This is a genomic window from Streptomyces sp. NPDC001153 (assembly GCF_053598315.1).
In genome coordinates this window covers 45,617-69,826 of the sequence record NZ_JBSFJZ010000003.1, presented here as the reverse complement: position 1 = coordinate 69,826, position 24,210 = coordinate 45,617, and the positions used below count along the sequence as shown (strand labels likewise).

The following is a 24,210-nucleotide window of genomic DNA, read 5'->3' as shown; positions in this document are numbered from 1 at the left end:
GCAGACCTGCCGCCGGGAGGCGTCGTGAGCACATCAGCTGAGCCAAGGGTGTCCGGCCTCGAGGTCCGGTCCATCGACTATGTCCCCCTCGACGAGCGGCACGGCAAGCTCTGGCACCTGGGCCCGCTGTGGTTCATGTCCAACGCCCAGATCGCGACCCTGGCCGTGGGACTCATCAGCATCACCGGGGGCGGCACTCTGATCTGGTCCCTGCTGGCCATCGTCGCCGGCACGGTCATCGGCACCTTCTTCATGGCCTTCCACTCGGCACAGGGACCCCAGCTGGGCCTGCCGCAGATGATCCAGTCGCGCCCCCAGTTCGGTTACGTCGGCGCCCTGCTGGTGTGGCTCTTCGCCTATGTGCAGTACGCGGGTTTCAACGTCTTCAACAGCATCCTCGCCGCCGACTCGCTGCACACCACCCTGCACGGGAGCGTCAAACTCTGGGTGGTCGTGGTCACCGTCGTCGCGCTCGTGATCGCGCTGGTGGGCTACGACATCATCCACAAGGCAGAGCGGGTCCTGACGTACACCTTCCTGGTCGTCTTCGGGATCTTCACCGTCGGTGTCCTCGTCACGCTGCACTATCCGGCGGGCTCCTTCGACCTCGGTGCCTTCAAGTGGACGCCGTTCCTGGCGCAGTTCGGCGTGGTCGCCGGCTACCAGATCAGCTGGGCCATCTACGTCTCGGACTACTCGCGCTATCTCCCGCCGGACGTGACGGTCCGCAAGACCTTCTACTGGACGTATTTCGGCTCCGCGCTCGGCGGCATCTGGCTCATGGTCCTCGGCACGCTGCTCGCCGCCTGGGCCGGCAAGGACTTCGAGACGATCAAGTCGATCAACGCGGCCGGAGACAAGGTGTTCGACGGCTTCGGCGCGATCGTGCTGCTCTTCGCCGCCCTGGGCCTGGTGTCCGTCACCGCGCTGAACATGTACGGCGGTTCGCTGACCCTCATCAGCGGCATCGACTCGTTCAAGCGGGTGCGTCCGACACTGGGCGTACGCCTGCTGACCATCGGTCTGACCGCGGCCCTGTCCCTGGTCGGTGCACTGGCCGCGACCTCCCACTTCCTCGAGAACTTCAACAACTTCCTGCTGCTGGTGCTCTACCTGTTCATCCCGTGGACCGCGGTGAACCTGATGGACTACTACGTGGTGCGCCGCGGGCACTACGCCATCGCGGAGATCTTCAACCCGCACGGCATCTACGGCCGTTGGGGCTGGCACGGCATCATCTCCTACGTGGTCGGCTTCGCCGCCATGGTCCCGTTCTTCTCCGTCGGCACCCTGTACGTGGGTCCCGCCGCCAAGGCGCTGGGCGGAGCCGACATCTCGCTGTTCATCGGCCTTCCCGTCGCCGCGCTCCTGTACTGGTGGCTGACCCGCTCGATCGACGTGGCTGCCGAGACACGCATCGCCCGGGCCGAGGCGGAGGCACTGGAGCAGGCGGCCCACGAGCACCGCGAGCCCTGACGGCTGCTGCCGGGCCGTACGACAGGGGTCGTACGGCCCGGCGACCGACCCGAGGCCGACGAACAACCCCGAGCAGCTGGGCCTGGCCGCGTTCTACGGCGGTCTCGCCCGGTTCGCCACGGGGCTGTTCGCGTTCCGCTGCGGCAATACGTTCATTAGTTCGGGGCGACGGTGTTCTGCTCGTACGCCGCCTTCTGGCTGTCCTGCTGGTGGATCGTCCCGCGCCTGGCGCTCGCCGGTGACACGCACAACGCGCTCGGTCTGTTCCTGCTCGGCTGGATGATCTCCACCGCGCACTGCTCAGCTCCCTCGAAGTCCGCCATTCACCAACGCGCACGACCGGCTCGCCGGACTCCCGGCTTCCGCCGCCGCGCACCCGGCCGGGACAATCCTCGTCATGAACGACGACATGGCTGACGCCCGGAGCCGACTGGCCAGGATCGAGCGGCTGCTGGAGAGCGGCGAACGCGAACTCGTCCCCGCCTGGCGCCGGGCGACCCGTGGTGAGCCGCGCTGGACGGTGACGGCGGTGATCCTCGCGGGCGTAGCCCTGCAGCTGATCCTGCCGCACCGTCTCATCCTGCTCCGTACGGTGTGGACCCTGCCCGCGCTGGAGCTGCTGCTGCTGGCCGGACTGATCGCGGGCAACCCCCGGCGCGTGGAGCCCCGTACCCGCCTGCTGCGGTACCTGGGCCTGACCCTGACCGGCGTCATCAGTCTGGCCAACGGCTGGGCGGCGGTCCGGCTCGTGGGGGACCTGGTGACCGGCAAAGGGGGACAGGGCGCCGTCCCGCTCCTGCTGACCGGTGGTGTCATCTGGGTGACGAACGTGATGGTGTTCGCCCTGTGGTACTGGGAGTGGGACCGGGGCGGACCCATGGCCCGGGTCCAGGGACAGCACCAGTTCCCCGACTTCCTCTTCGTCCAGATGCAGAGCCCGGAGCTGGCCCCGCCGGACTGGGAACCGGCGTTCCTGGACTACCTCTACCTCTCCTTCACCAACGCCACCGCCTTCAGCCCGACCGACGTCATGCCGCTGTCCCGCTGGTCCAAGATGCTCATGATGCTGCAGTCCTCGGTGTCCCTGGTGACCGTGGTCCTCGTGGTCGCCCGGGCGGTCAACATCCTGAAGTAGCTCCAGGAAGCAGATCAGCCGGGCCTGGCGCCGACCTCGCCCGCCTGCCCTGTGGGCCCGACGGCTCCCGGGGACCGGTGTCCCGACCGGGCCGCCGCTGAACTTCCCTCCGCCGAACGCCTGTTGCCGCTCGGCCCCGGAGATCGGCCGACGCATGTCACAGACGGCCGGGCTGTCTCGTCTCAGATCCCGGAGAACGACTCGGGATCGGGAAGGTGAGGGTCATGCGGGTGTTCGTGGCGGGCGGGGCCGGGGTGCTCGGGCGGCGGCTGGTGCCGCGGCTCGTGGCCCGGGGTCACCAGGTGACGGGCACGACGACGAGCGCGGCCAAACTCGGTCTGTGGGCCGCCCTCACCATCAGGCTGCGCACCGAGGGAACCGACCACCTGCTGGCAGCGGCCGAGGCGGCCGGCGTGCCGCGCTTCGTGGCCCAGGGCCACGCCCACTGCAACGGAATCCGCGAGGGCGGGTGGGTGAAGACAGAGGAGCACCCGCTGGAAGTCGGGGACGGCACCGGGTACGCCTCGTGGGTGCATCTCGACGACGCGGCGAGCGCCACCGTCCTCGTCGTCGAGCAGCGGGCGAGGGGCGCCTTCGGCATCGTCGACGACGAACCCGCCCCGGAGAGCGCATGGCAGCCGCATCCGGCGGCGTGCGCGGGGGCCAAGCCTTGGATGCGGGTGCCGAAGTGGCCGGCCCGGCTGCCGGCCGGGGAGGCGGTGGTGACGATGACGACCGAGGGCCGCGGCTTCTCCAACGCCAGGGCCGAGCGCGAACGCCGCCGGCAACTGCGCTGTCCCTCGTGGCGCCAGGGCTTCAGGGAGGGGCTGGCGTGAGCCGGGCCGAGGAATTCGAGGAGCTGCGGCCCCTGCTGTTCTCGATCGCCTACCGCATCCTGGGCAGCGTGGCCGAGGCCGAGGACGCGGTCCAGGAGACCTGGCTGCGCTACGACCTCTCCGCGACCCGGCCGACGTCGACCAGGGCGTTTCTGTCGGCGACGGTCACCCGCATCTCGATCGACGTGCTGCGTTCTGCCCGTGTGCGGCGCGAGGAGTACGTCGGACCGTGGTTCCCCGAGCCGCTGCTCACCGACCCCTACCAGGACCCCGAGCATGCGGCGGAACTGGCCGACTCGCTGTCCATGGCGGCCCTGCTCCTGATGGAGCGGCTCAGCCCGCTCGAACGGGCCGTCTTCGTCCTGCGGGAGGTGTTCGCCTTCGGCTTCCCCGACATCGCCGCGGCCGTAGGACGCTCCGAGGCGGCCTGCCGCCAGCTCGCCGTACGCGCCCGCCGTCACATGGACGCGGGCAGGCCCCGCTTCGCGGCCGACCGGAGGGAACGCGAGGCACTCGCGGAACGGTTCTTCGGCGCCTTGAGGGACGGCGACGTCGACGGGCTCCGGCAACTCCTCGCCGCCGACGTGCAGATGGTCGCGGACAGCGGCGGCAAGGCCCCGCGGTGGGCCGGGGGAATCCACGGCGTCGACCAGATGTGCCAGATGCTCGACCAGCTCCTCTGGCCGTTCCTCCGCATCGGCGGGGTCGTGGAGCCACGCCAGGTCAACGGCCAGCCGGGCGCGGTCTTCCGCGACCGCGACGGCAAGGTGGCCAACATCTGGACTCTCGACATCCTCGACGGGCGGATCCAGGCGATCCGCACGGTCAGCAATCCCGACAAGCTCGCCCACATGGGCCCCGTCGCGGATGCCTGGGCCCTGCTGCGCGAAGCCCAGGAGGCCCGCCGGGACATGGCCGGCCCGGCACCGACAGACCCGGCCACCACACACACGTTCGTACGGGAAGCAGAACGGGAGAATCGGACATGATCAGGATCGGCATCGTCATCGGCAGCACCCGACCCGGCCGCAAGGGCGACCGGGTGGCCGAGTGGGTACGGGACCTCGCGGTCGAACACGCGGGAGACGCGGCGGTCTTCGAGCTCGTGGACCTCAAGGAGCACGCGCTTCCGCTGCTCGACGAAGCGGTCCCGGCGCTCATGGCGCCGGGCGAACGCCCCCACACCAGGCGCTGGGCCGAGCGGATCGGCTCGTACGACGCCTTCATCGTCGTCACCCCCGAATACAACACCGCCCCTCCGGCCAGCCTCACCAACGCCATCGACTACCTCTACGCGGAGTGGGGCGGCAAGCCGGTCGGTTACGTGGGTTACGGCGTCTTCGGCGCGGTCATGGCGGTGCAGAAGCTGCGCGCCCAGGCGGGCGTGCTGCGCATGGCGGACATCGGACCGCAGGTGGCGCTGTCGCTGCGCGAGGACTTCGTGAACCTCACCGACTTCCGTCCGCAGGAGCTGCACGTGCCCGAGGTGCACGGGCTGGTCGACGAGCTGCTGGCATGGGCGCAGGCACTCGCCCCGCTCCGGGCGGCTGCCGCGGCGAGCGCCTGAACGGATGCCGACCGTCCCTCACCGGCCGTAGGTCTCGGCGGTCCCTGGACCGGGGGCCGCCGAGCGCTCGATCCGTGGTGCCGGGTCAGCCGAGGAGCCGGAGCAGAACGGCGGCCTCCGCCCGGAGCTGCGATGCCCGCTCGGCCTGAGCCGGCGCCGTGAACTGTGCTGCGAGCGTGAGCCGTTCGTCGGCTTCGGCGCGCACGATGTCCGTGATGTGCTGTTCGCTCAGCTCGCGCCGGGCAGCCTCGGTGGCGCCGACACCGAGCGGCACCTGCTCGATGGCCGAGCCGCGCAGCTCGGCCGGGCCGACCGGTACCGCCTCGGCGTTGTCCACCGCGGCGAGCGTGGAACGCAGGGCGCTCACCGCGACCTTGTCGCGGGCACGCATCGCTTCCCGCAGGGCTTGACGCATATGAAGGCGCAGAGACATGCCGGCGACCCTATGGTCCGCCCCCGGGACGATCAACGGAATATCCGCCCGGCCGGTTCGCGCAGCCCTCACTGAAGGCGCAGGGTGCCCGGTGCCCGGTGTTCGAAGATCTCGGTCAGCCAGTCGAAGACGGTCGCTCCGTGCCCGCGACGGGCCTCCGCCAGTTCGGCACTCACCTGCGCCCGGTTGGTGGGGTGGCAGCGCGACAGCCTGATCTCCAGCTGGCGGGCCGTCTCCGGATGGCCGAGATGCTCGCGGGACACCTGATGGTCTCGCCATTCCACTACGAAGTCATCGTCGTCCGGAGTGCCGAAGCCACCACTGAGGCAGTCGGCGAAGGCGTCGAGGTTGCTGCCGAAGTAGCCGCCTGGACCGTTCACGGCTTCGCCGATGACGCGCCAGAAGTCTTCCAGGGTCCTGATCCGCGTGCCGTCCAGCACGTAAGTGACCGTCACGGCCCAGAGGTTACGCGCCAGGTCACACACTGCGCCCGGTCGTGTCACATCCTGGCCGGCCGGTTCGTCCTGTGGGTGCAGATGTCCGTACCGGCCTGAAGGGAAGTCGTATGTCAACCGATGAGGAAACCCGTAACAAAGCGACGACCGCGCGTCTTCATGACGCTCTGGGCGCCGGGGATCTGGAGATCCTCTTGAAGATGATCGACGAACTCGTGGCGCCGGACGTGCTGTTCCACGCACCGGTACCGATGGGCATGACGGGGGTGCAGGCGCTCAAGCAGGTGTGGACCGTGCTCTTTCGCGCGTTTCCCGATATTCACGTCACGGTCGAGGATGTGATCGCCGAGGGGGACAAGGTCGTGGCCAGGAACACGGTGACCGGGACCCACCGGGGCGAGTACCGGGGGAGGCCGCCGACCGGCAGGTCCGTCACCTACGGGGAGATCTTCGTCTTCCGTTTCGAGGGCGGCCGGATCGCTGAGATCTGGGGCGTGGTCGACGTCTTCGCGCAGCTGCGCCAGCTGGGGGTTGTCTCGTGAGCGAACCAGCGTCCCGCACGTGTTTCGTGACCGGGACTGCCGAACGACGGCGGCCACACCGTCGATCTCGAGGCGCACGCCGTCACGCACGAGTTGCGTGACGACCGTCGTCCGGGCCGGAAGCCGCGGGCAGTCCGCGAAGAACTCGCGGTAGACCTTGTTGAAGGTCCCGAAGTCGGCCCTGTCCGCGAGGGAGCAGGTGCACTTGACGATCTGATCCTTCCTGCTGCCCGCGGCGACGACGACCGCGACGAGGTTGTGCAGAACCTGCCGGACCTGCGCGGAGAAGCCGTCCGGTATCTCGTGCGTGACGGGGTGGAGCGCGCCCTGACCGGACGTGAACACCAAGTCGCCGACCCTGACGGCCTGGGACAGGGGCGGCTCGGTGCCATCGGGGAAGCGGACGAAGGGGGCGTTGTCGGTGCGGATGCCTTCGATCACGCGGGCATTGTGCTGCGCATGGCCGCCCTCTCGGGAGCGGAAATCCCTTTGCCCGGATTCGCCGCGCCGGCCGACATTGAGACCATGCTCGGATTCGTCAGGACCGACAGCGCAGCCCTCGTTGCATGCCTGGGCGACCCGCGACGCACCACGGCGGCATACCGCGAGCTGCTGCGACGCGGGGAGCACGCGGTGGGCGCCATCCGGGCCGGCCTCCGTGACGGGAACCCCGCCGTCAGGGAGGGCTGCTGCCGGCTACTCGACCACCTGGTCGACACCGACTCGATGGGCGAACTCGTCGCCATGGCCGACGACTCCGACGCCCGCGTCAGGATCGCCGCGTTCCATGCCCTGGCCTGCGACCGGTGCAAGGGCGACACCTGTGCGCCAGGCGCGGACCAGGTCCTCGCGCCCGCGCTGCACCACCTGGCCGCAGACCCCGACCCGCACGTCCGGGCCATGGCTGCCGAGCTCGTCGGCAGGTTCGCCCGCTCCGACGCACGCGCCGCTGCCGCCTTGTTGGCATCCCAGGCCGACGACCCGAGTCCCGCGGTACGGAAGAAGGCGGGCTGGTACGCACCGGGCGGGCCCATCTACGAACGGCGCAGACGCGGTCCGGCGACACCGCCCTCCACGCCCCAGGGGCCGGCGAAGCCACCGGCGGACTCCGCAGGCGGATGAGCCTCGCCCCGCGGTCAGAGACTGGTCAGCAGGTCCTGGAGGGGAGCGGGCGCGCGGCCGGGGGCGAGGGCCTCGACGAGGACGCGGCCGTAGTGGATCTTGCGCCCCTTCTTCGTGCCGAGGAAGCGCCGCAACTGCTGGTGCGAGGTGCGGCTCCGTTGCGCGGGCTGGCGCAGGAAGGTCTGCAGGGCGCGCAGCTCGCCCTCCGCCCGCACGAGCTCCTCCACCCGTGTCACGCCCAGCGCACGGATGAGCTCGTCCTCGAGATCCGCCGCGCAGACGAAGAACCCGTGCCGTGCCGAGCCGGACCCCTCCAAGGCGCGGGCGTAATAGCCACGCTCCGCAGCGTCGCACAGTCCGGTGAGGCGCAGGCCCAGGCCGGGTGGTGGACCGAGGAGGCGGGCGAAGCGCCCCACGCTCATCGCGCCGCCGATGGACAGAACGCAGACGCCTTCGGCCGCCAGGTCGCGGTCGCGGCGCGCGGCCAGAGCCTCGACCGCCGCCACGTCGCTGAGCCCTTCGAGCAGAACAGCGGTCCGGACTGGCAGCCGCGCGGCCAGCTCGCGCGCGGGGTCGCCGGGGCCACCGGCCGCCCACGCGGTGACCGCCTCACGGAACGACCTCATGTCAGCCATGGGATGAGTCTCCGCCCTTGCCGGCCACCGCGGTAGGGAATTTCCCCCGCCGCCGACCGGGCGCCGCACAGTGGGCCCGCGGCGCGCTGCCCGCGAGATCGCCGCACCCGTCAGCTTCGCGTCCCCGGAAGGCCGGTGCGCCATGTGGGCCTGCCCGGCCACGAAGCGCGCGCGGCGATGCCGCGTCGGGGGATACCGGAGTTCCACGCCGACGCTCTGATCGGCGTCGCCCGCGCTTACCGCAACGGCGGTGCTGAGACGACGCCGGGCGAACTCGAGGACTTCACGGCCTCAGTCGCGGGCCGCGAGCGCCTCCAGCATGGCCCGTGCCGTGTCGGACGCGTCGTAGTCCTCGCTCACACCCGGAACCAGGATGATGTCGCCCTCGATGTGCCGGGAGCGCAGGGGCGCGATGGCCTGGTACTCCTCCGAGTCCCACCAGGCGCGTGCCCGGGACATCGACGGGAACCCGATCACGACGACATGCCCGGGCCATGCGCCTTCCTTGACCTCGTGCGAGCTGCCGTGGACGAGGAACCGGCCGCCGTACGGTGCGAAGGTGGCGGTGACGCGCGCGATGTACTCGGCGATCTCCGGATGCGGAGCGGCTTCCTGCAGGTGAGCGATCGCGTAGGCGGTCATGGTGTCCCTCCGTCGGTCGGCTGCATGCTGTCCACGATCTTGCCGCAGGTGCGTTCCGCGGTCGATGACCTTCCGGGTAATCAAGGCGCGGACCGGGACCCGCACCTGTCCGCGGGGTCTGTATCCAGCCACCGCCCGCGTATCCGGCCACCGCCCTGACATGGTGTTTTACAGTGGCTGGCAGCAGGTTTTGGCGATAACACCTGGGAGGAATGCGCGACCATGCCGACTGAAACGCTCGAGTTTCAGGTGGAGGCCCGTCAGCTGCTGCAGCTGATGATCCACTCGGTCTACTCCAACAAGGATGTCTTTCTGCGTGAGCTCGTCTCCAACGCTTCCGACGCGCTGGACAAGCTGCGTCTGGAGAAGCTGCGGGACGACTCGCTGGACGCCGACGTGTCCGATCTACACATCGAGATCGACATCGACAAGGAGGCCCGCACCCTCACCGTTCGGGACAACGGCATCGGGATGTCGTACGACGAGGTCGGGCAGCTCATCGGCACCATCGCCAACTCCGGGACCGCCCAGTTCCTCCAGGAGTTGCGGGAGGCCAAGGACGCCGCCGGTGCGGAGGGGCTCATCGGCCAGTTCGGCGTCGGGTTCTACTCCGGCTTCATGGTGGCGGACGAGGTCACCCTGGTCACCCGGCGCGCCGGCGAGAGCCAGGGCACCCGCTGGACATCCCGCGGCGAGGACACGTACACCCTGGAGCCGGTCGACGACGCGCCGCAGGGCACCTCGGTCACCCTCCACCTCAAGCCCGCCGACCCCGAGAACCAGCTCCACGACTACACCTCCCCATGGAAGATCAGGGAGATCGTCAAGCGCTACTCGGACTTCATCACCTGGCCCGTCCGGATGGTCCCGGAGCAGGGCGAGGGCGACGAGCCGCGCGAACCCGAGACGCTGAACTCGATGAAGGCGCTGTGGGCGCGGTCGCGTGACGAGGTGTCCGACGACGAGTACCACGAGCTGTACAAGCACATCGGGCACGACTGGCGCGACCCGCTGGAGACGATCCGGCTGCAGGCCGAGGGCACCTTCGAGTTCCAGGCCCTGCTGTTCCTCCCCGCGCACGCTCCCCACGACCTGTTCACGCGGGACTTCCGGCGCGGCGTTCAGCTGTACGTCAGGCGCGTCTTCATCATGGACGACTGCGAGGCCCTGCTGCCGCCGTACCTCCGCTTCGTCAAGGGCGTCGTCGACGCGGCCGACCTCTCGCTCAACGTGTCCCGCGAGATCCTCCAGCAGGACCGCCACATCGAGATGATGCGGCGACGGCTGACCAAGAAGGTCCTGTCCACCGTCAAGGACATGATGGCCAAGGACGGGGACCGATACGCCACGTTCTGGCGGGAGTTCGGCACCGTCCTCAAGGAGGGACTGGTCACGGACCCGGACAACCGTGACGCCATCCTCGCCCTCGCCTCGTTCGCGAGCACGCACGACGACACCGAGCCGACCACGCTGAAGAGTTACGTGGAGCGGATGAAGGACGGCCAGGACGACATCTACTACCTGACCGGCGAGTCCCGGCAGAGCATCGAGAACTCCCCGCACATGGAGGCCTTCCGGGACCGGGGGATCGAGGTGCTGCTGCTCACCGACCCCGTCGACGAGGTGTGGGCCGACGCCGTCGGCGAGTACGAGGGCAAGAAGCTGCGGTCCGTCGCCAAGGGGCAGATCGACCTCGACGCCAAGGACGACGACACCTCCGAGGGCGAGCGGGAGAAGCAGACCGAGGACTACGCCGGCCTGCTCGGCTGGATGAAGGAGCAACTGGACGAGGACATCAAGGAGGTGCGCCTGTCCTCCCGTCTCACCGTCTCCCCGGCCTGTGTCGTCTCCGACGCGAACGACCTGACCCCCGCGCTCGAGAACATGTACCGCGCGATGGGCCAGGAGGTGCCCCGCGCCAAGCGGATCCTGGAGCTCAACCCGGACCACCAGCTGGTGAAGGGTCTCAACCAGGCGTACAAGGAGCGCGAGGACCGCACGGAGCTCACCGAGAGCGCGGAACTCCTGCACGGGCTTGCGGTACTCGCCGAGGGCGGCTCGCCGAAGGACCCCGCCCGCTTTGTCAAGCTGATGGCGGCCCGCCTGCAACGCGTCCTGTGACCCGGCACCGCCCGAGTCCGGCGGCCCGTCCCGGGGGAGTGGGGCAGGCCGCCGCGCCCTCGACCTGGGCGGGACTGCTGTCCGGGACGTCGGGCGTCTCTGTTCCGGCGGCCACGGCATCAGCCCGGCCTGCACGAGCTGACTTCGCCTCAGGGTCTCGGATCGGCTCAGCTCGTCAGAGGAGCCGCCGCTCGTCGCCGTCGCAGGTAGCACAGCGCGCTCGCTGTGATGACCAGGGGCCACAGCAGGTACCGGCCCGTCATGACGAGGAGGGCCGCGACCGCGACGAGTGCGAGGAGCGCGCAACGGTGCGGCGGGCTGCCCCGGGGCAGGAGCCGTAGAGCGGCGGCCGTTCCCAGTGTGTACACGGTCACGAACGACCCGGTGGTGAGCAGCACGAGCGGCTGTGGGCCCACGTCGGCGACCGCGGTGGCGGCCAGGGCGAGGCCCGACAGTCCCGTCACCACCGCCAGGCTGCGGCGCGGCACCTCGCCGACGCCGCCGCCCCGGTCGAGCCAGGCGGGCAGCGCGCCGTCGCGACCGAGGGCGGCGCCCAGTCGGGCCGCGCCGGCGAAGTAGGCGTTCATCGCGCCGAGGGTGAGCAGCACGGCGGCGGCTGCGGCCAGCACGTGGACCGTGCCGCCGATGCCCAGGGCGAGCAGTTCGGCCAGCGGGGCGTCGGAGGTGCCGGCGGCCGGGCCGAGCACGAGGACGCTGGTGGCGGCGACCGCGAGGTACAGCACGCCTACGACGGCCACCGCCACGCCGGCCGCGCGGGGCAGGTCGCGCGCCGGACGGCGGAAGTCCGCGGCGAGGTGGGTGATGGCCTCCCAGCCCGCGAAGCTCCACACCAGCAGCGCCGCGGCCGAGCCGATCGCGGGCCAGCCGTGCGGCGCGAACGGATGCAGGTTCCGCAGGCGGGCGTGCGGCAGCGCGGTCAGCACCGCCGTCAGCAACAGCGCGACGAGCAGCACGGCGAGGGCGAGTTGCAGACGGCCGGACACCGTCAGACCGCATCCGTTGGCCACCGCCACCAGGACCAGCAGCACGGCAGCCGTGACCAGCACCGTGCGCCGGCCGCCGCCGAGCGCGGTCGTGACGTACGCCCCGGCGAACATGCCCGCCGCCGGAGCACCGGCGGGCACGGCGAAGTAGAAGCACCAGCCGACCACCGCCGCCGCCCGTGCGCCGAAGGCATGCCGGACGTAGGTGGAGACGCCGCCGCCGTCCGGGTACCGGGCACCCAGCGCGGCGAACGTGGCCGCGAGCGGCACCGACAGCAGGACCAGCCCGAGCCAGGCGAGCAGTGAGGCGGGCCCGGCCGCCCGGGTGGCCAGCGCGGGAAGGGCGATCACACCGGTGCCCAGGACCGCGCCGACGTACAGCGCCGCCCCCTGCCACACGGTCAGACTCCCGGCGGGCCGAGCCGGCAGGTCCACCGGGGCCGGAGCCCTGGTCATGCCGAGGCCGCCCCGGTCCGGCGGAAGTCCATGGTCCAGTTGGTCTCCCAGCTTCGCCCGCCGTCGGTGGAGAAGGCCTGCTCCCAGTGAGCCGTCCCCGGCGTGATGTGCGACCAGATGAAACGGCACCGCACCGGGGTGCCCTCGTGGGCGTCGTCCCCGTGGAACTCGCCCCTGCCGTGCGCGTCGAACCGGCCCACCACAGGCGGTTGCAGCAGTCCCGTACGGCTGCTCACCCAGTTCAGCGACCACTCCTTGCGGCCGGGGTCGTACAGGCGCAGCGTCAGGCCGGCGAAGCCCTTGGTCGGGAAGCTGATCTCGTCGAGGTTGGCGGCCCCGCCGAACAGAGTGCCGTGACAGACCACGGTGGCCGGGAACTCGTCCCACTCGGCGCTCCCGGTCAGCGGTGCGACCAGCCTGCGGTTCGTCACCTCCCAGGTGCCCACCAGGAAGTCGAAGTCCCCGACACCGGGCTCGCGGGTGCTTGCGTTGCTCATCTGCTCATGTCCTTTGCCGTGTCCGTCCGTACGTGGGGCGCACGCCCGGCCGGGAAAGTAGCCCGGCTTTCCTGACATCCACTGTCAGTGGAGTACGGCAGACTTCTGTCATGCGTGCGAGCCGACTGCTGTCCGTCCTGTTGCTGCTCCAGACCCGCGGCCGGATGACCGCCCAGCAGGTCGCCGACGCACTGGAGGTGTCCGTCCGCACGGTGTACCGGGACATGGAGTCGCTCTCCGCGGCCGGCGTCCCGGTCTACGGCGACCCCGGTCACGACGGCGGCTACCGACTGCTCGACGGCTTCCGCACCCGCCTGACCGGACTGACCCGCGACGAGGCGGAGGCACTCTGGCTGTCCGGACTGCCCGGGCCCGCCGCGGACCTCGGGCTCGGGACCGTACTGGCCACCGCCCAGCTCAAGCTGGCGGCCGCCCTGCCCGAGGAACTGCGCGACCGGACCGGTGAGATACGGCAGCGGTTCCACCTGGACCCCTCCGGCTGGTACGCCGCATCCGACCCGACCCCGCACCTGGCCGCCGTCACCGACGCGGTGTGGCGCAGGCGCCGTATCCGCCTCCGCTACCGGCGCTGGAAGGCTCCCCAGGAGGTGACCCGGACACTGGACCCCTACGGGCTGGTGCTCAAGTCCGGCCGCTGGTACCTGGTGGCGGCTCTCCGGGAAGCCATCCGTACCTACCGCGTCTCCCAGATCCTCCGGATCCAGGTGCTGCAGGACGGCTTCGAGCGCCCCCATGACTTCGACCTGGCCGCACACTGGCAGACCTACCTGGCCGACTTCGACGCCCGTCGGCTCCGGGGCGAAGCGGTCGTACGACTCACACCACGGATCCTGGCGCAGCTGCCCGACCTCATGGAACCGGCAGTGGCCCGTGCCGCCCAGGACACCGCCGGGCCGCCGGGGCCCGACGGACGGGTCCAGGCCGTCATCCCCATCGAGTCCGCGGAACACGCCGTCGGCATGCTGCTACGGCTCGGAGCGGAGGCGGAGGTCGTGGCGCCCGCCGGACTGCGGGCGCTGATGACACAGACGATCAGCGCCCTGGCAGACACCTACCGGCACCCGCTGGACACACACGAAGCGTCACCTAGAGTAGGCATCCAGAGATAGAAAATTGGTCCAATTGTTCTTGGGGGCTTTCCGTGGCAGAGGCGGAGGCTGACGAGCACCTCATCCGTGAGGCAGAGAAGATCGCCGTGGCGTTGGGGCGCATGTTCCCGGGTCTGTGCGAGGTGGTGCTGCACGACCTGCGGGATCCCGAGCATGCGATCCGGGCGATCGAGAACAGCCTCTCCGGCCGTCGGGTCGGGGACTCCACCACGGAACTGGGCCTGGCCCGCATCGAGGACCCCAACTACCCCGGTGTCATTCAGAACTACCCCAACCAGTTCCCTGACGGCCGCCCCGCGAAGAGCACGTCCATCGGCATCAAGAACGCCGCGGGAGAGTACATCGCGGCTCTCTGCCTGAACCTGGACGTGTCCGTGCTGTCGCCGGTGACCCTCGCCCTGTCCAACCTGGTGGCCACGGACACCGAACACCGCGAGCAGCCCCTGGAGACCCTTCGGGACCGCACCGCCCGTGAGCTGCGTCAGGCGGTGGAGGCACACGCCGCGGAGCGCGCGGCGACGCCCCGGTCGCTGAGCCGCGAGGACAAGAAGGCGCTCGTACGGCAGTTGCAGCGGGACGGCTACTTCGACTCGCGGGATGCCGCACAGACCATCGCCGACCTGCTGGGTGTGTCCCGGGCGACCGTCTACAACTATGCCAAGTAGGAGCACCCTTCTGTGCGTCCCTCCTGTGAACACCCGGGAGAACACCGGCTCACCCACGAACGGGAGGCGGACCTGCCGGGCATGCCGGCCTGGAAGGCCGGTGGCAGAGGCTAGGAGGCCGACAGGGGCCGGAATCCGGACCGGCACCCTCATCACCGGAGCAAGCCGGCGCGTGCCCGATACCTGCGAACGACGAGCGGCGAGAGCTGCCTGCTTCCGCGCCGCGAACCGCCGGACATCCACGGTGTGGGTGATGGCCGCGCGTGAGGTGTACGCGGTGCGCACCGCGTCCGCGTCGAACCGCAGCGGGATCCCCAGCACCCGCACCAGCTTCTCCAGGCGCGCCACCCGACCGCGCGGGATGGTCGCCTCCAGCACACGCGGCACCGGCGAGCTCGGCGGCACGCTTGCCGACCTCGTGCACCCTGACGGGGTCGCGGTGGCCGTGGCCGCCCCGTGCGTCGTAGCTGAGGAGCAGGTCCACGCACCGTGGCCGCCGTCCGCATGTCCCAGAGGTGCCACACGCTGCACGCCCAGCACGACAGCACTCGCCCGCAGCTCGTCCAGCCGCGGCGCTCCGCCCTCGAGCACGGCGTCCATGAGCCCGTCCGTGGCGACCACGATCACCACACGATGTCCCTCGGCCGCGGCCCGCGCGAGCGTGCCATGGGGCCGTCCTGGACCACGCACCCCTCCGACGGTCCGTGAACAACCACTGGTACAGATCGCGCGGGATCGTCGGCCCCGGGAACCGGCAGGGCGTGCGGCGCCCCTGGAAACGTCGTCGCGCCATGATCGGCAACGTTCTATCCTGCCGGGATGATCAAGCCGATTGAGCTCGTCATATTCGACTGCGACGGCGTGCTGGTCGACAGTGAGCGGATCGCGGCGCGCGTCCAGGTCACCCTCGGAGCGGAGTTGGGCTGGCCGCTCACCGAGGGTGAGGTCGTCGACCGCTTCATCGGGCGCTCGCACGCCGCCATCCGCGAGCAGGTCGCTGCCCGGCTCGGCGAGAAGACCGCGACGGTCTGGTCGGAGCGGTTCGAACAGCTCCACCGTGAGGCCGTGGACGCCGAACTCGCCCCCGTCGACGGACTGCCCGAGGCGCTGGCTGCGATTGCTCTGCCGGTCTGCGTGGCCTCCAGCGGCTCCCATGACAAGATGCGCCACACGCTCGGTCGTACCGGGCTCTACGACCGTTTCGCGGGCCGCATCTACAGTGCCACCGAAGTCGCCCATGGCAAGCCTGCCCCCGACCTGTTCCTGCACGCCGCCCGGCACATGGGGGTCGATCCCGTCGCCTGCGTGGTGGTCGAGGACAGCCGGCCCGGCGTCCTGGCAGCCCGCGCGGCCGGCATGCGTGCCTTCGGATACGCCGGCGGGCTCACCCCGCCCGAACGACTCGAAGGCCCTGGTACCACCGTCTTCCACGACATGCGCAAACTGCCCGCACTCATCGCCGAGCAGCAGTGAATGCTCGACGAACGAGCAGAGCCATGACCGTGGTCACTGCCCGGTCATGCCCTCGGCGAGGCACCGTCCCTCGTCCAACCGGAAGCCGAGATAGGTCCAGGACACGCCCGGGCGGCCATGCGGGTCCTCCCGCTGGGCGTGGTGGAGGACGTCCAGGCCGTGCCCGCGGGCGAGGTCGATCGTCTCCTGCGCGGTGATGGGGAACATGCGGCGGCCCGTCGGCACCGGGCCGTGGCGCAGGGAGAGGATGATCCGGCCGCCGGTCGCGAGCAGGCCCGCCAGACGGGCCATCCCGAGCTCGCGCTGCTGTTCATCGAGATGCATCCAGACCGCGGTGAGCAGGATCAGGTCGAAGCGGCTCCCCGCTGCGAACAGGCCGGGGAGTTCGGGCAGCGCGTCATCGGTCCACTCGATCCGCCGGCCGGCATGAAGGCGCCGGCCCAACGAGCGCAGCTCGGTGGTGGGTTCGGCGGCGACGACCCGATGCCCCTGGGCAGCCAGCGCCGCCGCGTCACGCCCGCTGCCCGCCCCGACGTCCAGCACCCTGCTCGGCCGGGAGGGGAACAGATGCAGCACTTCGCGGTGCACCTCGGCGAAGGTCACACTCTCGTACTGCTCGGCCAACGCCTCGGCCGCCTCCCCGTATCCGGCAGTGCTGGCCATCCCCTGCAACTGCTCGCCGGTCGCGTCACTGCTCATGTCCCGGGACCCTACGGCTCCTTGGGACCGATCGCCACGTCGAGGATTCCGAGATCCGTCGAGATCGTTCCCACCGATAACCGCTGTGCCGCCGCGGCCCACGAACGACAGACTGCGGGCATGGAATTCTTCTGCTACCACCGCGATCGGCCAGGCTCCCTGGCGCTGCGCAGGGAACTGCTGGAAGCGCACTGGTCCTACATGGACCGGTTCGACAAACAGATGATCGCCCGCGGTCCGACCCTCACCGGCGACGGCGAAGTGCCCACCGGCAGCCTGCACATCGTCGACCTGCCGCATCCCGCCGCCGCCCGCGCATTCGCCTTCGACGAACCCGGCTACCAGGCCGGTGTCTACCGTGACGTGCTGCTGCGCCGATGGCGCAACATGCTCGGGCGTACCATGTGGGACTTTCCCGGCGGGCGGACCGGCGGCCGACGATACCTCGTGCTCGGCCTCGGCCAGGGACAGGCCGCCGACCTCGCCGTGCCCACAGACCGGGACGAGCTGATCGCATACGGGCCACTGCTGTCCGACGACGGCAGCACCTGGCTGGGTACGGCAGCGCTGGTCCGGGCACCGGCCCCGGAGACGGCACGCGCCGTGCTGACCGCGGACCGGTACGCCGGCATCGAGGTCCACGACTGGCAGTTCGGCGGACGGCAATGATCGACCGTCGCTGAGGTGGTGACCACCGCTCGCCCGGGCTGGGACCGCCGTCGGCGAGTGACCGGCCCGGGCGGCGCCCGCTTCGCCCGTTCCCGCCCGCGCACCTCGGCGGTCGTCCTGTCGGACACACCTGGCGCAGGACCGTTCCCTCACGTGAAGACGGCCGCCTGAGTGCCAGTCAGGAGGCGGAAGTCTTTGCCCGTGCCCATGCGTTTCTTGGGCTGAACGCGATGTGACGGTCTGCTTGCGTACATGTTCCGCCCCTCGGATGTCGGTGCACGACTCGCACCCGCTCGCCTGCTCGACACAGTTCCGAGGAGAAACCATGTCCAGACGTCCGGCCCACCCCGCGCGTTCCGTCACGGCGGCTGCGGCCGTGCTGGCCGCGGTCGGCGCGCTGACCGCCGCCGCCGCGCCCGGCCCGGCGCACGCCTCCGCACACCCGCGTCCGGCCGCCCGGCATGTCCTGCTGCTGTCCGTCGACGGTCTGCACCAGTCCGACCTGGCCTGGTACATCGCCCGTCACCCCCAGTCGGCGCTCGCCCGGCTCGCCGCCGGCGGCGTGCAGTACACCCACGCGGCGACCACCAACCCGTCCGACTCCTTCCCCGGCATGGTCGGCCAGCTCACGGGCGGCAACCCGGGCACCACGGGCGTCTACTACGACGACACCTACAGCTCCGCCCTCCTGCCGGCCGGTACGACCCGGTGCACCGGCGCCAAGCCCGGCACCGAGGTCGACCTGACCGAGGATCTCGACAAGAACCAGGACTCCCTCGACGCCGGCCAGGGCCTGAGCGGTCTGCCCGGCAGCATCCTGCAGATGACCGGCGACCCCGCCCGCCTCATCGACCCGTCGAAGCTTCCGGTCGACCCGAAGACCTGCACACCGCTGTACCCCCACTCCTACCTGCGGGTGAACACCGTCTTCGACGTGGTCCGCACGGCCGGCCTGCGCACCGCGTGGTCCGACAAGCACGCCGCCTACGACATCCTCAACGGCCCCTCCGGCAAGGGCATCCAGGACCTGTTCACGCCCGAGATCAACAGCAAGGCCATCGGCTACGCGGCGGGCGACTGGACGAAGGACAACGCCGCGACCGAGCAGTACGACGGGTACAAGGCACAGGCCGTGCTCAACGAGATCGACGGCTACGACCACAGCCGTACCCACAAGGTCGGCACCCCGGCGGTCTTCGGCATGAACTTCCAGTCCGTCTCGACCGCCCAGAAGCTGCCCACCTCCGACGGTCTGACGGGCGGTTACCAGCAGAAGGGCGTGCCCGGACCCCTGGTGGTGAAGAACCTCGACTTCGTGGACCGGCAGGTCGGCGCCTTCCTCACCGAACTCCGCAACCGGCACCTCGCCGACAGCACCACCGTCATCCTGTCCGCCAAGCACGGACAGTCGCCGACCGACCCCAAGGCGCTGACCCGCATCGACGACGGCCCGTTGCTCGACGGCCTCAACTCGGCCTGGAAGGCCGCCCATCCGGGCTCCGGCGACCTCGTGGCCCACGCGGTGGACGACGACGCCATGCTGATCTGGCTCACCGACCGCTCGCAGGCCGCCGCCGACTTCGCCAAGGCCTACCTGCTCGCCCAGTCCGGCACGGGCAACGACATCGACGGCAAGGCCCGCCCGTTCACCGCGAGCGGTCTGCAGACCCTGTACGCGGGTGCGGACGCCGCCCGGTACTTCCACGCCCGGCCGGGCGACTCCCGCGTGCCCGACCTGGTCGGCGTCACCCAGTACGGCGTCGTCTACACCGGCGGCAAGGGCAAGATCGCCGAGCACGGGGGTGCCCACGCCGACGACCTCGATGTCCCGCTCGTCGTCTCGGGCGCCGACACCCCGCACGGCGTGCGCGTCGCCGGACCCGTGCACACCACCCAGATCGCGCCGACGATCCTGCGGCTGCTGGGCTTCGACCCGCGGGACCTGGACGCCGTCCGCATCGAACACACCCGGGCCCTGCCCGTGCGTTGACCTTCGCATCCCACGTCACTCATGCGGCTGCTCCGGTCGGCGCAGCGTTCGTCACTCACTTTCGGGTGGCCGCATGAGCGGCGGGCCGGCTCCGGGCTCGCCCGGCAGGAGACACAAGGCTGATACATCGGCAAAATCTGTCATTCGGGATGTAAACGGGCATTGCACGAGAAAGTCATGGATTGTTGCTGGATCCGTAATGCCATGTGTGTGAGCGGCGCAAAGCCGGGCGAGGGTTGCAGGGTGTGGCCGTGCGGCCGACCGGCCGCCTACCCGCGCATTCTCGCGAAGGGGGACACTGTGTCCGCTTCTTCTTCCGTCCGCTGTATGACCGCAGCCGCGGCCGTGGCCGCCGCCATGGTCGGCGCCATGGCGCTCCCGGCCGCGGCCGCCGGTCACCAACCGGGCCGTATGCACCGGGCGGTGGTGCACATCAGCGGCGTACAGCACGCCTGGCAGGGCCGGGAGGACCGTGCCAACCGCTCGCTGAACAAGCAGTGGGTGGACATCACGAACGACTCCCGCCGGGCGATGAACCTGGACAGCTGGGCCCTGGCCGACCGGGACGGCCGCACCTACACCTTCCATCACGTGTGGCTCGCGGGCCGTGCCACCGTCCGTGTCCACACCGGGGTCGGCCGGGACAGCAGGACCGACCTGTACCAGGACCGCCGTACGCGCGTGTGGGACGTCAACGCCGACACCGCGACCCTGCGCGACGCCCGCGGCCGCCTCGTCGACGCCTTCTCCTGGGGCCGCAGCCACCGCGCCGGGGACATGGACCGCCGCGCCGAGGACGTGAACCGCCGCGCCGCGGACATGGGCCGCCACGACGGGGCCGGATGGCACCACACCGGCCTCCGCCACCACGGCGCCGGTCCCCGCCGTCACGACGTCGACCACTACCTCCACGGCGGCGTCCACTACCTCCACAACGTCGCCGACCACCACCACGGCGACCACGCGGACAGCCACCGCCGCTGACCCGCCGGCCCGCGGCTCGCACCTCCGGCGCACCACCACTCCCGGCACACCTACGCGGGTCCAGCCCCGGGCGGCCTCCTCGCCGACCGGGGCCGGACCCCTGCCAGCCACCGGCGGCATCGTGCTCACACCCTCCTCCCGCTCCCTGCGCGGCGGGTGTAACTCCCGCTGATCAGGTGCGGAGACACCTCCGTAATCAGCGTTTCGCCAGCTTGTTCGCCAGGTACTGCGCCGAGTTCGGGATCCGGGCCGGGGCACAGGGGTGGGCCGACCTGCTGGGGCGCCTGCAATCCCGCATGTACTCCATATCCTCCAGCCCCCTCACGGACCCCCACCTGGTGTCGCTGACCGTCTCCGTCGTCCGCTACGAGAACCTGGCCGGCCGGCCACGCCAGGGCGTCTGCTCGCCCTTTCTCGCCGACGCCGAGCCCGGCGCCCCGGTGCCGGTCCGGGTCCAGCGGGCACCGCACTTCCGTCCGCCCGCCGACCCCGCCACACCGGCGGTGATGGTGGGCCCCGGCACGGGCATCGCGCCGTTCATCGGCTTCCTGGAGGAACGCCGGGCCCGCGGCCACCGCGCCCCGAACTGGCTGTTCTTCGGCGAACAGCACCGCGCGACGGACTTCTACTACGAGGAGGAGCTGAGCGCGTTCCTGGCCGAGGGCACGCTCGCCCGCCTGGACACCGCCTTCTCCCGCGACCAGCGCACCAAGGCCTACGTACAGGACCGGATGCGCGAGAACGGGCCCCTGCTGTGGGCCTGGCTCCGCGACGGCGCCCACTTCTACGTCTGCGACGACGCCTCCCGCATGGCCAAGGACGTCGACCGGGCCCTCCGCGAGATCGCCACCGTCCACGGCGGCCTGGACGAGGCGGAGGCGGCGGCGTACGTCAAACAGCTCGGAGCCGAGAAGCGGTACGTGCGGGACGTGTACTGACCCGGCCCGCACGCGTACTGACCCGGCCCGTACGGGACGGACCCAGCCCGTGCGAGGAGAGCCCGGCCCGTATGAGCGCCGGTCCCGCTCGATCCCCGGATTTCACCCGCGGGTGCAGCACCCCGATGCCCGCCTCGGAGCCGCGGGGGACTAGCGTCTTCCCGTCACGGATCCGAGCCGGTTCTTCCGTGTCGAGCCGAAGGAGGACGATCTGCATGGATGGTCACGCGATGACCGAACTGTCGGCGGGCCAGCTTCCCGAGCTGACCACGGGACGTCTGCTGTCCACATGGCAGCTGGACGTTCCCGCGCTGTTGGTGGTCATCGCCCTGGGCGCGCTGTACGGCTGGGGCGTCGCGCGGCTGCGCAGGCGCGGTGCGCCCTGGCCGCCCGCCCGGGTCGTCGCGTTCGCGCTGCTCGGGCTGGGCGCGCTGGTGGTGGCCACGATGTCCGCCCTCGCCGTCTACGACCATGTGCTGTTCTGGCCCGCCGCCGTGCAGAACATCCTCCTCGACCTCGTCGCCCCCCTGGGCCTGGCCCTCGGCGATCCGCTGCGGCTCGCCGTCGAGGCGCTGCCGGAGGGCGCCGCCGGACGAGTGCGCCGGGCCATGACCGGCCGCCTGGTGCGCGTGCTGACGTTCCCGCTGGTCAGCACGGCTCTGGTGCTCGGCACCGAGCTGACGGTGTACTTCACGCCGTACTTCGAGACCGCCCTGCGCGTGGGCTGGCTGCACGAGCTGATGTATCTGCACCTGCTCGCGGCCGGCAGCCTGTTCGTCGTGCCGGTGCTGACCCACGAAGAGGCGCTGCCCGCCTGGTGCACCCACCCGGTGCGAGCTGCGCTGGTGTTCCTGGACGGGATCGTCGACGCGGTCCCGGGGATCGTGGTGATGACGCACAGCACGCTGATCGCCGGCGCCTGGTACCTGCACCACGCACCGACCTGGTCTCCGGACGTCCAGCGCGACCAGCAGATCGGCGGCGGCGCGATGCTCAGCATCGCCGAGCTGGTCGCCTTGCCCTTCCTGCTGGCGCTCCTGTTCCAGTGGGCACGAGCGGAGCGGGTCCAGACCGCCGCCCTCGACCGCCGCCTGGACGCGGAACTCGCTCCCGTCACGGCACCTGCCCCCGTGCAGGGGCAGGAAGCCGCTCCCGAACGGGTACGCCCCTGGTGGGAGACCGAACAGAACGAGGTGGCCGCGAGGATCCGGAGCCAGCACCGGGAGGACTGAGCCGGGCGTGATCACGTGTGCATGGTTCAAGTGTTCTGTCATGGGCCGGAAGTCTGCAGAAGGAGTAGAATATTCATCGCATGGTGAATTAATGGCCTCGTGAAGGGCAGAACCGCCATGGAACAGACCACGTGCTGCGTAGTGGGAGGCGGCCCCGCCGGCATGGTGCTCGCTCTGCTGCTGGCCCGCTCCGGTGTTCCGGTGACGGTGCTGGAGAAGCACGGCGACTTCCTCCGGGACTTCCGGGGCGACACCGTCCACCCCTCCACCCTGGCGCTGCTGGACGACCTCGGTCTGGCCGAGCGCTTCGCCGAGCTGCCGCAACGCCGGGTCCGCACCGTCCAGTTGCCGATCGGAACCGACGGCTCGGCGGTCACGGTCGGGGACCTCTCGGTCCTGCCCGGTCCGTACAACTACGTGGCGATGGTGCCCCAGTGGGACCTGCTGGACCTGCTCGCGGACGAGGCCCGGCGTGAGCCGTCCTTCGAGCTGCGGATGAACACGGAAGCGACCGGCTTCCTGATCGAGTCCGGACGGGTGAACGGAGTGCGGTACCGCACCACCGACGGCCGCACGGGCGAGTTGCGCGCCCTGCTCACCGTCGCCTGCGACGGCCGCGGATCACTGGCCCGTTCCCGCCCGGAACTGGGCCTGCGCCGCTTCCCCTGCCCGATGGACGCCTGGTGGTTCCGGCTGCCGCGCCGGGACAGCGACCCGCAAGGGCTCTACGGCAGCGCCGGTGACCGCTTCCTCACCGCGATGATCGACCGCGGCGACTACTGGCAGTGCGCCGGACTCATTCCCAAGGGCACCGACAGCCGGCGCCGCGCCGCCGGCCTCGACCGCTTCCTGGCCGACTTCACGGCGGCCGTCCCCTGGATCGCCGACCGCGTGCACGCCCTGCGCTCGTGGGACGAGGTCAAGCTCCTCGACGTACGCCTGGACCGCCTGCGTCGCTGGCACCGCCCCGGCCTGCTGTGCATCGGTGACGCCGCGCACGCGATGTCCCCGGTCTTCGGCATCGGCATCAACCTCGCCGTCCAGGACGCCGTGGCCGCCGCCCGCTACCTCACCGAACCCCTGCGCCGCGGGACGGTACGCCCACGGGACGTACGCCGCCTGCAGCGCCGCCGCCGTCCCACCACGGTCGCCACACAGACCCTCCAGCGGGTGGCCCACGCCCGCGTCATCGCGCCCGTCCTGCAGGGCCGGCCACCCCTCGGACGTGACAAGAGGGCCCGGCGCACGGCACGCCTGCTCGCCGAGTCACGGTGGCTGCGCCGGCTGCCCGCGTACTTCATCGGCTACGGCGCGCTCAAGGAACGGCCACCCGGCTCGGCCGTCCGCCGGGCACGGCCGGGCGTCGCAGCACCGCCCGGCGAGACGGGCACCGCCGCCGGGGTGTCCCCTTGAAATGGCCGCGACCGACATTGCCGGGACGTCCCTGTCCTGTCGGCGCCTGCTTGTTCGTCGTGACAGTAGACAGGCAAGGACGACCAAGGAGGACAC

General features: G+C 70.7%; 25 protein-coding genes and 2 pseudogenes. 19 read left to right on the top strand and 8 right to left on the bottom strand.

Annotation, left to right across the window (positions count from 1 at the left end):
- Positions 1 to 24: 24 nt before the first annotated feature.
- The 6 genes from ACWDEN_RS04000 to ACWDEN_RS03975 all read left to right on the top strand — a co-directional run bounded on the left by ACWDEN_RS04000 (position 25) and on the right by ACWDEN_RS03975 (position 5,014).
- Positions 25 to 1,476: a purine-cytosine permease family protein gene (locus ACWDEN_RS04000; RefSeq protein ID WP_351603963.1), complete on the top strand. Its 1,452-nt coding sequence runs from the start codon at positions 25 to 27 to the stop codon at positions 1,474 to 1,476.
- A gap of 171 nt (positions 1,477 to 1,647) precedes the next feature.
- A complete protein-coding gene (locus ACWDEN_RS03995) occupies positions 1,648 to 1,893 on the top strand; it encodes a hypothetical protein (protein ID WP_351603965.1) in 246 nt (81 codons plus the stop codon).
- Positions 1,874 to 2,611 carry a hypothetical protein gene (locus ACWDEN_RS03990; protein WP_351603967.1) on the top strand — a complete coding sequence of 246 codons (738 nt, stop codon included), beginning with the start codon at positions 1,874 to 1,876 and terminating at the stop codon, positions 2,609 to 2,611. The genes ACWDEN_RS03995 and ACWDEN_RS03990 overlap by 20 nt, the downstream gene beginning before the upstream one ends.
- Positions 2,612 to 2,835: 224 nt before the next feature.
- On the top strand, positions 2,836 to 3,447 hold the full coding sequence (locus ACWDEN_RS03985; RefSeq protein WP_351603969.1) for a Rossmann-fold NAD(P)-binding domain-containing protein: 612 nt from the start codon (positions 2,836 to 2,838) through the stop codon (positions 3,445 to 3,447).
- Positions 3,444 to 4,436, top strand: coding sequence for an RNA polymerase sigma-70 factor (locus ACWDEN_RS03980; protein WP_351603971.1), 993 nt, complete (start codon positions 3,444 to 3,446; stop codon positions 4,434 to 4,436). Before ACWDEN_RS03985 ends, ACWDEN_RS03980 begins: the two co-directional genes overlap by 4 nt.
- Positions 4,433 to 5,014 (top strand): NADPH-dependent FMN reductase, encoded by a 582-nt coding sequence (locus ACWDEN_RS03975; RefSeq protein ID WP_351603973.1) that lies wholly within the window; start codon positions 4,433 to 4,435, stop codon positions 5,012 to 5,014. The genes ACWDEN_RS03980 and ACWDEN_RS03975 overlap by 4 nt, the downstream gene beginning before the upstream one ends.
- Positions 5,015 to 5,099: 85 nt before the next feature.
- Here ACWDEN_RS03975 and ACWDEN_RS03970 read toward each other — a convergent pair whose 3' ends face one another.
- Both ACWDEN_RS03970 and ACWDEN_RS03965 read right to left on the bottom strand, forming a co-directional pair.
- The gene (locus ACWDEN_RS03970) at positions 5,100 to 5,405 is read right to left on the bottom strand and encodes a GatB/YqeY domain-containing protein (protein WP_351603993.1); all 306 of its coding nucleotides are present in this window, start codon (positions 5,403 to 5,405) and stop codon (positions 5,100 to 5,102) included.
- 110 nt (positions 5,406 to 5,515) lie between these two features.
- Positions 5,516 to 5,902 carry a barstar family protein gene (locus ACWDEN_RS03965; RefSeq protein WP_351603975.1) on the bottom strand — a complete coding sequence of 129 codons (387 nt, stop codon included), beginning with the start codon at positions 5,900 to 5,902 and terminating at the stop codon, positions 5,516 to 5,518.
- Between the two features lie 110 nt (positions 5,903 to 6,012).
- Between ACWDEN_RS03965 and ACWDEN_RS03960 the strand changes: the two genes are divergently transcribed.
- On the top strand, positions 6,013 to 6,444 hold the full coding sequence (locus ACWDEN_RS03960) for an ester cyclase (protein ID WP_450857311.1): 432 nt from the start codon (positions 6,013 to 6,015) through the stop codon (positions 6,442 to 6,444).
- Between the two features lie 57 nt (positions 6,445 to 6,501).
- On the opposite strand, the pseudogene ACWDEN_RS03955 reads toward ACWDEN_RS03960, so the two are convergent.
- Positions 6,502 to 6,885: pseudogene (locus tag ACWDEN_RS03955) on the bottom strand (RidA family protein); the annotation flags it as partial.
- An 84-nt stretch (positions 6,886 to 6,969) separates the two neighbouring features.
- Between ACWDEN_RS03955 and ACWDEN_RS03950 the strand changes: the two are divergent.
- Positions 6,970 to 7,566: a HEAT repeat domain-containing protein gene (locus ACWDEN_RS03950; protein ID WP_351603977.1), complete on the top strand. Its 597-nt coding sequence runs from the start codon at positions 6,970 to 6,972 to the stop codon at positions 7,564 to 7,566.
- Between the two features lie 14 nt (positions 7,567 to 7,580).
- On the opposite strand, the gene ACWDEN_RS03945 is transcribed toward ACWDEN_RS03950, so the two are convergent.
- Positions 7,581 to 8,201: a TOPRIM nucleotidyl transferase/hydrolase domain-containing protein gene (locus tag ACWDEN_RS03945; RefSeq protein WP_351603979.1), complete on the bottom strand. Its 621-nt coding sequence runs from the start codon at positions 8,199 to 8,201 to the stop codon at positions 7,581 to 7,583.
- 291 nt (positions 8,202 to 8,492) lie between these two features.
- Positions 8,493 to 8,843, bottom strand: a complete 351-nt coding sequence (locus ACWDEN_RS03940) for a DUF1330 domain-containing protein (RefSeq protein WP_351603981.1) — start codon at positions 8,841 to 8,843, stop codon at positions 8,493 to 8,495.
- A 222-nt stretch (positions 8,844 to 9,065) separates the two neighbouring features.
- Here ACWDEN_RS03940 and htpG point away from each other — a divergent pair, with 222 nt between their 5' ends.
- Positions 9,066 to 10,964: a molecular chaperone HtpG gene (gene htpG / locus ACWDEN_RS03935; RefSeq protein ID WP_351603983.1), complete on the top strand. Its 1,899-nt coding sequence runs from the start codon at positions 9,066 to 9,068 to the stop codon at positions 10,962 to 10,964.
- 167 nt (positions 10,965 to 11,131) lie between these two features.
- Here htpG and ACWDEN_RS03930 read toward each other — a convergent pair whose 3' ends face one another.
- Both ACWDEN_RS03930 and ACWDEN_RS03925 read right to left on the bottom strand, forming a co-directional pair.
- Positions 11,132 to 12,424: an APC family permease gene (locus ACWDEN_RS03930; protein ID WP_450857056.1), complete on the bottom strand. Its 1,293-nt coding sequence runs from the start codon at positions 12,422 to 12,424 to the stop codon at positions 11,132 to 11,134.
- A complete protein-coding gene (locus ACWDEN_RS03925; RefSeq protein ID WP_351623270.1) occupies positions 12,421 to 12,921 on the bottom strand; it encodes a hypothetical protein in 501 nt (166 codons plus the stop codon). The genes ACWDEN_RS03930 and ACWDEN_RS03925 overlap by 4 nt, the downstream gene beginning before the upstream one ends.
- Positions 12,922 to 13,031: 110 nt before the next feature.
- Here ACWDEN_RS03925 and ACWDEN_RS03920 point away from each other — a divergent pair, with 110 nt between their 5' ends.
- From ACWDEN_RS03920 to ACWDEN_RS03905, 4 genes are all read left to right on the top strand, one after another.
- Complete coding sequence (locus tag ACWDEN_RS03920) at positions 13,032 to 14,051, top strand: helix-turn-helix transcriptional regulator (RefSeq protein WP_351623272.1); 1,020 nt, start codon at positions 13,032 to 13,034, stop codon at positions 14,049 to 14,051.
- Positions 14,052 to 14,083: 32 nt separating this feature from the next.
- Positions 14,084 to 14,716 (top strand): helix-turn-helix transcriptional regulator, encoded by a 633-nt coding sequence (locus tag ACWDEN_RS03915; RefSeq protein ID WP_351623274.1) that lies wholly within the window; start codon positions 14,084 to 14,086, stop codon positions 14,714 to 14,716.
- Positions 14,717 to 15,205: 489 nt separating this feature from the next.
- Positions 15,206 to 15,424 carry a hypothetical protein gene (locus ACWDEN_RS03910; protein ID WP_351623276.1) on the top strand — a complete coding sequence of 73 codons (219 nt, stop codon included), beginning with the start codon at positions 15,206 to 15,208 and terminating at the stop codon, positions 15,422 to 15,424.
- 111 nt (positions 15,425 to 15,535) lie between these two features.
- Positions 15,536 to 16,189 (top strand): HAD family hydrolase, encoded by a 654-nt coding sequence (locus ACWDEN_RS03905; protein WP_351623278.1) that lies wholly within the window; start codon positions 15,536 to 15,538, stop codon positions 16,187 to 16,189.
- A gap of 33 nt (positions 16,190 to 16,222) precedes the next feature.
- Here the strand turns inward: ACWDEN_RS03905 and ACWDEN_RS03900 are convergent, their stop codons facing one another.
- Entirely contained in the window at positions 16,223 to 16,888 is a 666-nt protein-coding gene (locus ACWDEN_RS03900; RefSeq protein WP_351623280.1) for a class I SAM-dependent methyltransferase, read from the bottom strand.
- Positions 16,889 to 17,008: 120 nt separating this feature from the next.
- On the opposite strand from ACWDEN_RS03900, the gene ACWDEN_RS03895 reads away from it, so the two are divergent.
- The 6 genes and pseudogenes from ACWDEN_RS03895 to ACWDEN_RS03870 all read left to right on the top strand — a co-directional run bounded on the left by ACWDEN_RS03895 (position 17,009) and on the right by ACWDEN_RS03870 (position 24,114).
- Entirely contained in the window at positions 17,009 to 17,557 is a 549-nt protein-coding gene (locus tag ACWDEN_RS03895; protein ID WP_351623282.1) for a YciI family protein, read from the top strand.
- A 325-nt stretch (positions 17,558 to 17,882) separates the two neighbouring features.
- On the top strand, positions 17,883 to 19,547 hold the full coding sequence (locus ACWDEN_RS03890) for an alkaline phosphatase family protein (RefSeq protein ID WP_450857051.1): 1,665 nt from the start codon (positions 17,883 to 17,885) through the stop codon (positions 19,545 to 19,547).
- Between the two features lie 327 nt (positions 19,548 to 19,874).
- Positions 19,875 to 20,531, top strand: a complete 657-nt coding sequence (locus tag ACWDEN_RS03885) for a lamin tail domain-containing protein (protein ID WP_351610462.1) — start codon at positions 19,875 to 19,877, stop codon at positions 20,529 to 20,531.
- 230 nt (positions 20,532 to 20,761) lie between these two features.
- Positions 20,762 to 21,469 (top strand): annotated as a pseudogene (locus ACWDEN_RS03880) (reductase); the annotation flags it as partial.
- Positions 21,470 to 21,684: 215 nt separating this feature from the next.
- Positions 21,685 to 22,701, top strand: coding sequence for a cytochrome c oxidase assembly protein (locus ACWDEN_RS03875; protein ID WP_351610459.1), 1,017 nt, complete (start codon positions 21,685 to 21,687; stop codon positions 22,699 to 22,701).
- Positions 22,702 to 22,818: 117 nt separating this feature from the next.
- Entirely contained in the window at positions 22,819 to 24,114 is a 1,296-nt protein-coding gene (locus ACWDEN_RS03870) for an FAD-dependent oxidoreductase (protein WP_351610456.1), read from the top strand.
- Positions 24,115 to 24,210: the final 96 nt, after the last annotated feature.